The organism is Glutamicibacter sp. AGC46 (genome assembly GCF_053543715.1).
Genome location: NZ_JBLVOJ010000024.1, coordinates 319,305 through 331,067, shown reverse-complemented (window position 1 = coordinate 331,067; position 11,763 = coordinate 319,305). Strand labels below are relative to the sequence as shown.

At 62.2% G+C, this 11,763-nt stretch carries 13 protein-coding genes; 8 read left to right on the top strand and 5 right to left on the bottom strand.

What is annotated here, in order from left to right; all coding sequences use genetic code 11:
• Position 1 precedes the first annotated feature (1 nt).
• Positions 2 to 802 (top strand): inositol monophosphatase family protein, encoded by an 801-nt coding sequence (locus tag ACNPM8_RS13625; RefSeq protein WP_448937517.1) that lies wholly within the window; start codon positions 2 to 4, stop codon positions 800 to 802.
• On the opposite strand, the gene ACNPM8_RS13620 is transcribed toward ACNPM8_RS13625, so the two are convergent.
• On the bottom strand, positions 799 to 1,356 hold the full coding sequence (locus ACNPM8_RS13620) for a hypothetical protein (protein ID WP_332487793.1): 558 nt from the start codon (positions 1,354 to 1,356) through the stop codon (positions 799 to 801). The two genes, ACNPM8_RS13625 and ACNPM8_RS13620, sit on opposite strands and share 4 nt — an antisense overlap.
• A 197-nt stretch (positions 1,357 to 1,553) precedes the next feature.
• Here ACNPM8_RS13620 and ACNPM8_RS13615 point away from each other — a divergent pair, with 197 nt between their 5' ends.
• Entirely contained in the window at positions 1,554 to 1,787 is a 234-nt protein-coding gene (locus ACNPM8_RS13615; protein ID WP_388024104.1) for a hypothetical protein, read from the top strand.
• 9 nt (positions 1,788 to 1,796) lie between these two features.
• On the opposite strand, the gene ACNPM8_RS13610 is transcribed toward ACNPM8_RS13615, so the two are convergent.
• The 3 genes from ACNPM8_RS13610 to ACNPM8_RS13600 all read right to left on the bottom strand — a co-directional run bounded on the left by ACNPM8_RS13610 (position 1,797) and on the right by ACNPM8_RS13600 (position 4,281).
• Entirely contained in the window at positions 1,797 to 2,246 is a 450-nt protein-coding gene (locus tag ACNPM8_RS13610; RefSeq protein WP_388024102.1) for an SRPBCC family protein, read from the bottom strand.
• Between the two features lie 28 nt (positions 2,247 to 2,274).
• Complete coding sequence (locus ACNPM8_RS13605) at positions 2,275 to 3,081, bottom strand: glucosamine-6-phosphate deaminase (RefSeq protein WP_388024194.1); 807 nt, start codon at positions 3,079 to 3,081, stop codon at positions 2,275 to 2,277.
• Positions 3,082 to 3,150: 69 nt separating this feature from the next.
• A complete protein-coding gene (locus ACNPM8_RS13600) occupies positions 3,151 to 4,281 on the bottom strand; it encodes an ROK family transcriptional regulator (protein ID WP_448940017.1) in 1,131 nt (376 codons plus the stop codon).
• Between the two features lie 193 nt (positions 4,282 to 4,474).
• Here ACNPM8_RS13600 and ACNPM8_RS13595 point away from each other — a divergent pair, with 193 nt between their 5' ends.
• Both ACNPM8_RS13595 and ACNPM8_RS13590 read left to right on the top strand, forming a co-directional pair.
• Positions 4,475 to 5,035, top strand: a complete 561-nt coding sequence (locus tag ACNPM8_RS13595; protein WP_448940016.1) for a GNAT family N-acetyltransferase — start codon at positions 4,475 to 4,477, stop codon at positions 5,033 to 5,035.
• A 63-nt stretch (positions 5,036 to 5,098) separates the two neighbouring features.
• On the top strand, positions 5,099 to 7,012 hold the full coding sequence (locus ACNPM8_RS13590) for a penicillin-binding transpeptidase domain-containing protein (protein WP_448940015.1): 1,914 nt from the start codon (positions 5,099 to 5,101) through the stop codon (positions 7,010 to 7,012).
• Positions 7,013 to 7,028: 16 nt separating this feature from the next.
• Here ACNPM8_RS13590 and ACNPM8_RS13585 read toward each other — a convergent pair whose 3' ends face one another.
• Complete coding sequence (locus tag ACNPM8_RS13585) at positions 7,029 to 7,628, bottom strand: GNAT family N-acetyltransferase (protein WP_448940014.1); 600 nt, start codon at positions 7,626 to 7,628, stop codon at positions 7,029 to 7,031.
• Between the two features lie 85 nt (positions 7,629 to 7,713).
• On the opposite strand from ACNPM8_RS13585, the gene ACNPM8_RS13580 reads away from it, so the two are divergent.
• From ACNPM8_RS13580 to gatB, 4 genes are all read left to right on the top strand, one after another.
• On the top strand, positions 7,714 to 8,265 hold the full coding sequence (locus tag ACNPM8_RS13580; RefSeq protein WP_448940013.1) for a maltokinase N-terminal cap-like domain-containing protein: 552 nt from the start codon (positions 7,714 to 7,716) through the stop codon (positions 8,263 to 8,265).
• A gap of 84 nt (positions 8,266 to 8,349) precedes the next feature.
• A complete protein-coding gene (gatC, locus tag ACNPM8_RS13575) occupies positions 8,350 to 8,646 on the top strand; it encodes an Asp-tRNA(Asn)/Glu-tRNA(Gln) amidotransferase subunit GatC (RefSeq protein WP_038989805.1) in 297 nt (98 codons plus the stop codon).
• Between the two features lie 5 nt (positions 8,647 to 8,651).
• Entirely contained in the window at positions 8,652 to 10,190 is a 1,539-nt protein-coding gene (gene gatA / locus ACNPM8_RS13570) for an Asp-tRNA(Asn)/Glu-tRNA(Gln) amidotransferase subunit GatA (RefSeq protein ID WP_448940012.1), read from the top strand.
• A 5-nt stretch (positions 10,191 to 10,195) separates the two neighbouring features.
• Positions 10,196 to 11,704 (top strand): Asp-tRNA(Asn)/Glu-tRNA(Gln) amidotransferase subunit GatB, encoded by a 1,509-nt coding sequence (gatB, locus tag ACNPM8_RS13565; protein WP_332594776.1) that lies wholly within the window; start codon positions 10,196 to 10,198, stop codon positions 11,702 to 11,704.
• Positions 11,705 to 11,763: the final 59 nt, after the last annotated feature.

Below are 11,763 nucleotides of genomic sequence, written 5' to 3'. Positions count from 1 at the left end.
AATGGACCGCGCAGTGACTCATGATCCGCTGGTAATGGTTGCCCGCCGGGCCGCCGCCGCCGGCGCCGAAGTACTCAACCGCCGCGATGAATCGCAGTTCAACCTCACCGACAAATCGGCGGCCGGGGACTGGGTGACCGACTTCGACCGTGCCGCCGAGGAAGCAATTCGCGCGGCCATCCTGACCTCCCGGCCCAACGACGAACTGACCGGCGAGGAATATCCAAGTGCCAAGCCTGCGAACCCGAGCGGCTTGCGCTGGAGCATTGATCCGCTGGATGGCACCACGAACTTCGTGCGCAACATCGCCTATTACTGCTCCTCGGTGGGCGTCTGCCAACGCAACGAGGATGGCAGCGAGACCTGGGTAGCCGCGGCCATCGTCGCCCCTGCATTGCAGGTGGAATACTTCGCCGGAAAGGGATTGGGTGCATGGAAGCTTGATCTGCGATCCGGGAAGCTCACACAGCTCACCGGGCCGGCCGAATCCGAGACCAGGATCCTGGCAACTGGCTTCGGCTATGATTCCCAGCGCCGCCAGTTCCAAGCCCAAGTGCTCGGGCAGATGCTCCAGGACTACGTCAATGTGCGCCGACTCGGCTCGGCCGCGCTGGACCTGTGCCTGGTGGCCGAGGGGTCTTTGGACGCCTACGCCGAATATGGCACCCAGGAGTATGACTGGGCTGCAGGCGCGCTGATTGCGGAGGAAGCCGGATGCCAGGTAGGCCGGCCCAGCAGCAACCAGGGCTGGCAGTACGCCGGATTGGTGGATCCAGCCAAGCTCGCGGAGCCTAGCGCCTAGGGAAGCAAAGCTGCTATCCACTGATGCGCGTAATGGATGGCGATGCCCACAGCTACACCGCCGCACACCTGTGTGGCGGTGTGCTGGTAGCTGCGGATCCGGGCCCAGGAAAGCACCGCAAGGAAGAACACCACTAGCGGCATCAGCTCGGCCTGCTGTCCCGCCACCTGCAAAACAACGTAGGTGCCCACAGCCAGGTGCACCGAGACCTTCCACCACAAATTGATCACGGCAACAAGCGCCAATCCAAGCAGGATGCTGAGCACTTCGAGGAAGATCCCGGAACCGGCATCCATGACCCGCAGCACGAGCAGGCCGCACAGGATCAATCCTGCGGTATAGGCATAGATCCCATGCCGCTGACGCCGGACGGTCACGTGCATATCGGTGACTTTGCCGCGCAGTTTCGCCCCGGCCAGGATCAGCCACGGAATAATCGTGGTGAACAAGGCGGCAACAATCGACTCGGTCCAGCGCACTGAGGAATCCCGCCATGGCGTTGCCAACAGCAACACGGTGGCCAGGATAATGGGGGAGAGCACGTGCGAAACCACTAAGGCGATTTTTCGCACCGCAAGAGGTGAGCTGGCTGTCGAGGTCTGCTGCATCGGGGTCATTGGCCTTGATAGGGGTAGCGGTTTACTGCCGTCGTGGCGACTAATCCACTGTACACGTGGAGCCGTCAATAATTCCCCTCGCAGGCCGACGGCGATGAGCCCTCGGATCCAACTTCCAGTCCCGCACTGCAACCGTGTACTCCGTCATCTTGGAGCGGGGCGAAGCCATATTGGATCAAGGCCCGGATCTGAAAATCTCGGTTAACGCCGACGGTTCGTTCACCCACGTGCTTCCGGTGGATGCCAGTGAATTGCCCAGCCCGATGGCCGTCATCGTCCAGGCGCAGCCGCAGACCGGAGAATGCGGGGAATCCGACTCCTGCGCGGTGCGCCAGTGGGCTGTGGTCATCGAGCCACAGGACCGCTAGCGAGCAGGATTAGCCTTGCGCGTTGACCAGGTAGTCGTTGCGGATCCGGATGAGCTTGGGCAGGTACCAGCCAAGCACGAGCCGCTCGGCTAGCCAGCCCAAGGGACCCAATGGAGCTCTGAAGCGGATCTTGTCCACCATCAACGTCCCCTGGTCCGACTCGTAGAATTCATGGACGTGGTGGAAGGACTTGAAAGGCCCTCGCTCCTGCTGGTCGGTGAACGTGTGCGGGGCATCCAGGTCGGAAATCCTCGAGGTCATCCGGAAGGGGATGCCGAAATGCTTGGCACGCCAGGTGACCTGCTCGCCTAATCCGATAGCGCCGCTGGTAACCCCCGCCACGGCCTTTTCCTGCGAATTGGCCATTGAACCGGCGTGCGCGTCGATGCTGAGCGATTTCTCGAAGAGGTCGGCACGTGAAGCACCGCAAAGCGTAACGCATTCAAAGTAGACGGCCATGGCTTCAGTATGCCATTGGCTGGGCGGTTTAGCTGACCACGAGGTCTACGACGGTCAGTTCCTCAGCCGCGTCATCGTAGTATTCACGCAGTTTCAGCCCCTTGGCTGCCGCTTCATCAACTACTACCACTGCATCCTGGTGCAGCTGCAGGACGGATGCCGGGCAGGAAGCTGACAGCGGCCCTTCTACGGCAGCGGCAATGGCTTGGGCCTTGCCCGCGCCTACAGCCACCAGGACCAAGCGGCCGGCGTCAAGAATAGTACCTAGTCCCTGGGTGACGCAGTGGGTGGGAACGTGCTCGATGCCGTCGAAGAACCGGGCGTTGTCGTCACGGGTATTGGCCGCGAGGCGCTTGATGCGGGTGCGGCTTCGCAGCGCGCTGCCTGGTTCGTTGAAGCCCAGATGCCCATTGGATCCGATACCCAGAATCTGTACGTGGATGCCACCGGCCTGGGCGATGGAGGCATCGTACGCCCGGGCCGCCGTCTCGATGGCTTCCACGGATGCGGCCATGCCCTGCGGTACATGCAGGCAGCGGGCAGGCAAGCCGATGACATTGCAGACCTCGTTGATCAGCGTCTGGCGGTAGGACTGTTCGTGGGTGTCCGGGATCCCGATGTACTCATCCAAGGCGAAACCCTGGGTATCGGTGAAATCGGCACGGCCTTCCTGGACCGCACGGGAAAGTTCACGGTACAGGCCCAACGGAGACGAACCTGTGGCAAGCCCCAAATTCGAGGGGGCTCCAGCGCTGTGGTGGGCCAGGCCGGCCAACACGTTGTCGGCAGCGATGCGTGCAACTTCTTCAGGGGATGAACCAATGAGCACTCGCATGGTGGGCACTCTCCGATCTTGGCAGTGATGATTAGTGGAATACAGGTATGGAGAAACCGGGCGGCCCCGCTAGGTGATCCCCAGTTCATGGAATAGCACGTTGACCGCGCAACCTCGGAGCACCAGATGCTCTGGATCTTCGCTCAGCGAAAGCCGGAAGTTCTCGGCGCGTGCCGTATGCGAGCGCAGGGCCAGTGCTTCGCGTAGCGCTTGCGCGAGAGGCTGATCCACGACTTCCGGGGTCCCGGTGAAAATGACATCGCGAATGTCGAGTACCGAAAGAAGCGGGGCAAGTGCGCCAGCAAGATACGCGGCGATCCGCTGATCCAGCTGTTCCTTTGGTTCCCCCTCGGCCAGGGACTTCCAGATTGCAGGAACGGAAGCATAGGCTTCCAGGCAGCCGATTTGCCCGCAGCTGCATAAGACAGTGTCCTGCGCACGCTGGCGGACATGGCCCAGCTCGCCGGCGGCGAAATCCGAGCCGCGCACCAGGGTGTTGTGGGTGATGACGCCGCAGCCTACACCGCGCCCCAGGCGCAGCAAGATCATGTGGTCGCTGCCTTGGCCGAACGTGTGCTCGGAAAGGATGGCGCAGTCGGCGTCATTGAGGACATGAGCGGCCAGGCCGGTAGCCTGCTCGACCGCAGATCGCAGGTCGTAGTCGCGCCATCCGAACTTTTCGGCTGCGACGACAATTCCCCGATCGGTCACTACACCGGGCGAGCCAATGCCCACGCCCAGAACCGGTGCGTCGCATTCGGCTAGTGCGGTGTCGAGCAGCTCCAGGAGCTGGACCGTCGCGGCTTCACCGGTTGCTTCGCGTGCCTGGGCAGAAAACTTCTTGAGGATGGCGCCATCCAGGTCCATGATGGCCGCCCGGAACGGGACAACGCCGGATAAGTCCACGCCGATGATCCTGAGCCCCGGGCGATTCAAATCGACGAGGGTGGAGGGCTTGCCGGGGCGTTTTTGCTCTTGCTGCCCGGTCTCAATGACGTGCGAGCGATTGATCAATTCCGCGACCAGTTCCGAGACGGTGACACGTGTCAGGCCGGTAGCGCGTGCCAGATCGGCACGGCTCGAAGCGCCTTGGTCCGAAAGTGTTTGCAGAACCAGAGAGAGGTTGTTCTCCCTCCCATGGGAGGGCAAAATAGCGCTGCCGTGCGACAGCACATTCCAGTCCTTGCGTGGGGAAGTCACAGGGTTAGTTAACTCCATTAACAAACTTGCGGGCAAGTTTTTCTCCCCGTTATTCGCAAGGCGCTAATTCCCACCGCGAATCACTGCAGATCAGAGAAGAATTGCTCCGCAAAAATTTCAGCCAGAGCATCATTTGCCTTGGGTTCGGTGACGTGCAGAAAACCATCTGAGCTCGTGGCACACTTGGAGCATCATGACTGACGCGCAAACTTTTTCAACCAGCATTGGCGACTTGTCGATTGAACTGGCTGCTCCCGAGCACTACCAGCGTGTGGGGGAGGTGACCGCAGAGTCCTATTTTGCCGCTGGGCATTTCGACAGCCCGGATAACGAGTACCTGGACTTCGTGCGCAAGGTGGCCGAGCGTGCAGCCCAGACCGAAATCTACGTGGTGCGCCGGGAAGAAGAGATTATCGGTTCCATGACCTTGATCCGGGCGGGCAGCGACTATGCGGACATTGCCAGAGCGGACGAGCTGGAAATCCGCATGCTCAGCGTTGATCCGGCCGCGCAGCGCAGGGGTGTTGGCCGGAGCATGGTGCAGGCCGCCATCGAGCGCGCCCGGCTCATTCCCGGAATCAATGCCGTCTCCCTGACTACCGGCAGCAGCTGGGATTCTGCCCGGGGACTGTATGAATCCCTCGGATTTGTCCACTATCCCGAACGCGACTGGTTTGTGCCGAACACGGATATCGAATTGGTTGTCTACGCCTATAGCCTGCAGCCAAGATGGATTCAGCCTGGATCCAGGTGAACCGCCCATGACTTCGGCGGACACACGTTGTGGTCTGTCCGAGCGCGTGAATAGAATGGCGCCATGAGTGCTATTCGCCGAAGTGTTGCCGCCCTGTCCGTTGCGTCCCTGGCCATGGGCGCACTAAGTGCCTGCAGCGCTGGCGCGCCAGACCCGGCGCCTTCGGCCGATGCACTGGTATCCGCCATGAATAGCGGCGATTTCGGCTCAGTGCAATTCGCTGGGACCAGCCCAGAAGATGCAGCGAAAGCCCAGGAAACCGCCTTAGGCACCATGGGCGAAATCAAGCACACGAGCACCGTTCGTTCGGTGGCCGAAGACGAAGAAGAGCAAGATGGGGTCAAGACAGCTACCGCGAGCATCACCACGGTATGGGATATCGACAAGTCGGACACGGATCTGAGCTACGACACCCAGGCTGTGTGGGAATTCGACAAGGAATCCGATTCCTGGAAACTGCGCTTTGACCCGTCAATTCTTGCCCCTGAGTTCGAAACCGGCGACTACCTCAAAGCGGCCTTCGACCCTGCAGCACGAGGCAGCATCACCGATGCTGAAGGCGAAAGCATTGTCTCCAATCGGCCGGTGATTCGTGTTGGCATGGATAAGACCCACACCGGAAAAGAAAACTGGGAAAGCTCGGCGAAGAAACTGGCCAAGCTCGTGGACATCGATGAACAGGCCTATGCGCAACGAGTGATGGCCGCTGGCGACAAAGCTTGGGTGGAAGCTATTGTCTTGCGCGATGACGCAACGCGGGAAGTCACCGACGAGGAAATCAAGGGCATTCCGGGTGCCGGCTTCCACAACGACGAGCTGCCCTTGGCACCCACTCGCTCCTTCGCCCGCCCGCTGCTAGGCAGCGTTGGCAAGGCCACTGCCGAGAATATCGAGAAGTCTGAAGGCAAGGTCAAGGCCGGTGACCAGGTAGGCCAATCAGGATTGCAAGCCGCCTACAATGACACCCTCGCGGGAACTGCAGGAGTCTCGGTATCGCAGTACAACGCTGAAGATGAAGCGGTGGCGGAACTGATCACCACAGCCCCGGTAGCAGGCAAGGACCTGAAGACCACTCTGGACACCGGACTGCAGGAAACCGCGGATGAACTGCTGGCCGAAGCCGAATCGAACTCTGCCATCGTGGTCATTCGGCCCTCTGACGGCAGCGTCCTCGCGGCCTCCTCGGGCCCGGTTTCTTCCGGGCTGAACACCTCCTTGCAAGCTTCCTATGCACCGGGTTCTTCCTTCAAGGTCGTGAGCGCCTTGGCGATGCTGCGTGACGGAGCGACACCGGGCACCGAGGTCAAGTGCCCGGCAACCACGGTGGTGGATGGCAAGAGCTTCAAGAACTATGACGGCTATCCTGCTGCCGCCGTAGGCACCATCCCGCTATCCGAAGCAATCGCGCAGTCCTGCAACACGGTCTTTGTGAATCAGGGAACGGAAATTGGCGGCAAGAACCTGGCTGAAGCCGCGGCTGCTCTCGGCTTGCTGGCAGAGGACGGAACCGGTGCCGGCGCAGTGTTCGGTTCGGTGCCCGAAGATTCTGAAGGCACCACCCAGGCCGCGAACATGATTGGCCAGGGCGTGGTGGAAGCATCGCCACTGGGCATGGCCACCGTGATGGCATCGATCCAGGCGAAGTCCACGGTGCAGCCCAAGCTGATCCTGGCGCCAGAACCCCAGGCACCTGCCAAGCCGGCTTCCACGCTGAACGAAGAGGAAGCAGGGCAGCTGTCCACCATGATGGCCGAGGTCGTGGACCACGGAACCCTGGAGGACCTGAAGGCAGTAGGCAGCGGAAAGATCATCGGCAAGAGCGGCACCGCCGAATACGACGGCGAAAAGAACGCGCATGCCTGGGCCATCGCCGCCCAAGGCGATCTGGCGGTTGCCGCGTTCGTCGAGGATGGAGACGGCGGAGCCCAGACGGCGGGACCGCTGGTGAAGTCCATGCTGGAGGAAGCAGCCAAATAGTACCGCGGGGTGCTGCTCAGCCCTGCTGGGCGAAGTATTCGCCGGCGAGCAGGCTCAGCTGCACCTGGTCGTGGAATACGCCATTGTGGAAGTACACCTCGCGTTGGCGCCCCTCCTGGGTATACCCGGCTTTCTCATAAGCCCGGATGGCCCGCTGGTTGAAGGCGGCAACGCACAGGCTAATCCGGTGCAGTCCCAACTCGCGGAAACCATAGCCGGACATCAACGCGGTGGCACGGGTGCCGAAACCCTGGCCGACGAAGTCCGGGCCGATCATCACCGCCATTTCAGCGGCGCGATGGGGCAACTGGCCGCCATGCAGCGTGATGTGCCCGATGAAGGTTCCGCTGCCGCGCTCGAAGATGCTGAAGCCGGCATCGCCGGAAGAGGGCTTGTTCTCGCTCCACTGTGCGAACATTTCCACGAGCGGAGTCCCGGGACGCGGTTTGATGGTTCGTTGCTGGAGCACCGCCCAGGCCGGATCGTTCCACCACCCGGCCATGACCGAGAAGTCCTCGTGCTCGGACTCGCGCAGTTCAATGGCGGCATCTCGCAGCAGGTTCTGCCCGTACTGCTGCGCCTGCTGAACTTCATCCCACGGCTCATGTGTGTGCATGAAACCATCGTAGGAGCTATCGGCTGGCCAAAGAACCATTGCGCCAACACTTGTGCCTAATACCAGCAATTGACAGACTAAGCTCATGGGAATCGTCTACAACACCACCATGTCTCCAACCAAGACCGAGTTGGTGGCAGCCTGGCTGGCCAAGCAGGAGTTCTACACCGGCCAGGGCGCGCCGAAACTTGAAAGTGTTGGCGGATTCCGCCTGGAAGACCCGCAGGGTGAAGTCGGTATCGAGTTGAGCTTCTACGCAGACCACAGCGATACCTCTGACGTGATTTACCACGTCCCGCTGACCTATCGGGATGCCCCGGTTGACGGCGCGGAACGCTACCTCCTGGGAACGAGCGAGCACGCGATTCTGGGCACCCGCTTTGTCTATGACGCCGCCGGCGACCCCATTTTCATCGCCCAGGCGCGTGAACTGCTGGCCGGGAATGCCACGCCGCAGCACCGGTCCGAGTCCTTTACCGCGGATCCGCGGATCCTGGTCCGCGGCGAGACCCGGGGCAAAGACGCGGTGATCATCCGCAAACCGGTAGCCGGCGATCCCGCCGAAGCCGGTGTTATCGGGATCTGGGAGAACGCCCTCGGCCAGGACCTGAGTGGTTTGGTATTGCGCACAGCATAACTAATGCCCCGCATATAGGCATTGGGGCAGGCGCGTAAGGGATAGACTTGTCTATGAAACCCAACCGCCATTCTAGGGAGATACATGTCTGCCATCAGCCGTGAGGACGTTGTGCATCTGGCACACCTTGCCCACATCGAGATGAGCGACGCAGAGCTGGACAAAATGACCGGTGAACTCGACGCTATCGTCGGTGCCATCGCGTCCGTCAGCGAAGTCGCCGCCTCCGACGTCCCAGCCACCAGCCACCCGATCCCGCTGACCAACGTGTTGCGCGAAGATACGGTGGGGCAGACGCTGAGCATTGAAGAAGTTCTGCTCAACGCGCCTGATTCGGACTCGGACCGCTTCAAGGTCCCGGCTATTCTGGATGGTGAATAATCCAAGTGAACGAACTGATTAAGCTTTCCGCCACCGAGCTGGCCGCCAAGCTGCGCGCCGGCGAAGCCACCTCCGTTCAAGCAGTCCAGGCCCACCTGGACCGCATCGCCGAGGTTGACGGCGCACTGAATGCCTTCCTGCACGTGAACGCCGAAGAAGCGCTCGCCGTCGCAGCCGAAGTTGACGCCATCCGTGCCGCCGGCGGCGCGCAGGCCGAAGCCCTGCACCCGCTGGCCGGCGTGCCCATCGCGATCAAGGACCTGATCGTCACCAAGGGCCAGCCGCCCACCGCGGCATCGAAGATGCTCGAAGGCTGGATGAGCCCCTACGACGCGACCGTGATCGAGAAGATCCGCGCTGCCAAGCTGCCGATGCTGGGCAAGACCAACCTGGATGAATTCGCCATGGGTTCCTCCACCGAGCACTCCGCCTACGGCGTGACCCGCAACCCGTGGAACCTGAACCGCATTCCGGGCGGGTCCGGCGGCGGCTCGGCCGCAGCAGTGGCCTCCTTCGAAGCTCCGCTGGCACTGGGCACCGACACCGGCGGCTCCATCCGCCAGCCAGGCGCCGTCACCGGTACCGTCGGCGTGAAGCCGACCTACGGTGCTGTCTCGCGCTACGGCGCGATCGCCATGGCCTCCTCGCTGGACCAGATCGGCCCGGTCTCCCGTACCGTGCTGGACTCGGCCTACCTGCAGGAACTGATCGGCGGGCACGATCCCAAGGATTCCACCTCGCTGCCCAACCCGCTCGAAGGCCTGGTCGCCGCCGCTGAATCCGGCGCCACCGGGGATATCAAGGGCCTGCGCATTGGTGTCATCAGGGAACTGACCGGCGAAGGCTACCAGGAAGGTGTCCAAGCACGCTTCAACGAGTCGCTGGAACTGCTCAAGGCCGCCGGTGCAGAAATCGTCGAGGTTTCCTGCCCGAACTTCAAGTACGCGCTGGGCGCCTACTACCTGATCATGCCGTCGGAAGTTTCCTCCAACCTGGCCAAGTTCGATGGTGTGCGCTACGGCCACCGCGTGCTTCCGGAAGAGGGCCCGATGACCATCGAGCGCGTCATGGGCTCCACCCGTGCCGCCGGCTTCGGCGACGAGGTCAAGCGCCGCATCATCCTGGGCACCTACGCCCTGTCCGCCGGCTACTACGACGCCTACTACGGCTCGGCGCAGAAGGTCCGCACGCTGATCCAGCGCGACTTCGAGGCCGCTTTCGAGCAGGCCGACGTGCTGGTTTCCCCCACCGCGCCGACCGTTGCTTTCGAGCTGGGCGCGAACGACAACGACCCGCTGGCCATGTACCTCAACGACGTGGCCACCATCCCGGCCAACCTCGCTGGCGTTCCGGGCATCACCGTCCCGGGCGGCCTGTCCGAGAACCTGCCGGTAGGCATCCAGTTCCTGGCCCCGGCCTACGAGGATGCCCGCTTGTACCGTGCCGGCGCAGCACTGGAAACCCTGCTCGAGAAGCAGTGGGGCCACTCGCTGATCTCGCAGGCACCAGCCATTGACACCGCTTCGATCGCGCAGGAGGCCTAGGCACCATGAGCAACTACACCGATGAACTGGTCGACTTCGATACGGCACTGGATCGCTACGACCCGGTCCTGGGCTTCGAGGTCCACGTTGAGCTGAACACCAAGACCAAGATGTTCTCCGACGCGCCGAACGCTTTTGGCGATGCCCCGAACACCAACGTCACCCCGGTAGACCTGGGCCTGCCCGGCGTGCTGCCGGTGGTCAACAAGACCGCCGTGGAGTACTCCATCCTGATCGGCCTGGCACTGAACTGCCAGATCGCGCAGAAGTGCGGCTTCGCCCGCAAGAACTACTTCTACCCGGATACCCCGAAGAACTTCCAGACCTCCCAGTACGATGATCCAATTGCCTTCGACGGCTACCTGGACATCGAGCTGGAAGACGGCGAAGTCTTCCGCGTCGAGATCGAACGCGCCCACATGGAAGAAGATGCCGGCAAGCTGACCCACATGGGTGGCGCTGCCGGACGCATCCAGGGTGCGGACTACTCGCTGGTTGACTACAACCGTGCTGGTGTTCCGCTGGTGGAGATCGTGACCAAGCCAATTACGGGTGCCGGCAAGCGCGCTCCCGAGCTGGCCAAAGCCTACGTGGCCGCCGTGCGCGAAATCGTGAAGAACCTGGGCGTTTCGGATGCCAAGATGGAACGCGGCAACGTGCGTTGCGATGCCAACGTCTCGCTGATGCCCAAGGGCGCCCAGAAGTTCGGCACCCGTACCGAAACCAAGAACGTGAACTCCTTGCGCGCGGTGGAGCACGCCGTGCACTTCGAGATCGAGCGGCACGCGGCGGTGCTGGATTCCGGGGCGAAGATCGTCCAGGAAACCCGCCACTGGCATGAGGACACCCGTTCGACCACCTCGGGCCGCCCGAAGTCGGATGCCGATGACTACCGCTACTTCCCGGAGCCGGACCTGGTGCCTATCGTCACCACCGCCGAATGGGTAGAAGAGCTGCGCGGCCGCCTGCCGGAACCGCCAGCCGAGCGCCGCAAGCGCCTGAAGGCCGAGTGGGGCTACGCGGACAAGGAATTCCGCGACGTGGTCAACGCCGGTGTGCTCGACGAGATCGAGCAGACCATTGCCGCTGGCGCCAGCGCCGCTGTCGCACGCAAGTGGTGGATGGGCGAGATCGCCCGCCTGGCCAAGGCCGCGGACAAGGACATCGCCGATCTGGGCGTGAGCGCTGCGACCATCGTTGAGCTGAACTCGCTGATCGAGGCGAAGAAGATCAACGACAAGATCGCCCGCCAGGTGCTGGAATTCGCCATCGCCGGCGAAGGCACCCCAAGCGAAATCGTCGAGAAGCGCAGCTTGGCTGTGGTGAATGACGATGATGCATTGGGCAAGGCCGTGGATGATGCCATGGCTGCCATGCCTGATGTGGTCGAGAAGATCAAGGGCGGCAAGATGCAGGCCATCGGCGCGCTGATGGGCCCTGTCATGAAGGCCACCCGCGGACAGGCCGACGCCGGCCGCGTGCGCGAAATCGTGATGGAGAAGCTGGGACTCTAGTCCCCGGACTCCAAACCCTGGCGCCAGCCTCGGACTTCCAATCGTGAAGTCCGAGGCTG

Coding starts and splice junctions, on each gene's coding strand:
- ACNPM8_RS13625 (WP_448937517.1), top strand. CDS start 2: ATGGACCGCGCAGTGACTCATGATCCGCTGGTAATGGTTGCCCGCCGG.
- ACNPM8_RS13610 (WP_388024102.1), bottom strand. CDS start 2,246: ATGGCCGTCTACTTTGAATGCGTTACGCTTTGCGGTGCTTCACGTGCC.
- ACNPM8_RS13605 (WP_388024194.1), bottom strand. CDS start 3,081: ATGCGAGTGCTCATTGGTTCATCCCCTGAAGAAGTTGCACGCATCGCT.
- ACNPM8_RS13595 (WP_448940016.1), top strand. CDS start 4,475: ATGACTGACGCGCAAACTTTTTCAACCAGCATTGGCGACTTGTCGATT.
- ACNPM8_RS13590 (WP_448940015.1), top strand. CDS start 5,099: ATGAGTGCTATTCGCCGAAGTGTTGCCGCCCTGTCCGTTGCGTCCCTG.
- ACNPM8_RS13585 (WP_448940014.1), bottom strand. CDS start 7,628: ATGCACACACATGAGCCGTGGGATGAAGTTCAGCAGGCGCAGCAGTAC.
- ACNPM8_RS13580 (WP_448940013.1), top strand. CDS start 7,714: ATGGGAATCGTCTACAACACCACCATGTCTCCAACCAAGACCGAGTTG.
- gatC (WP_038989805.1), top strand. CDS start 8,350: ATGTCTGCCATCAGCCGTGAGGACGTTGTGCATCTGGCACACCTTGCC.
- gatB (WP_332594776.1), top strand. CDS start 10,196: ATGAGCAACTACACCGATGAACTGGTCGACTTCGATACGGCACTGGAT.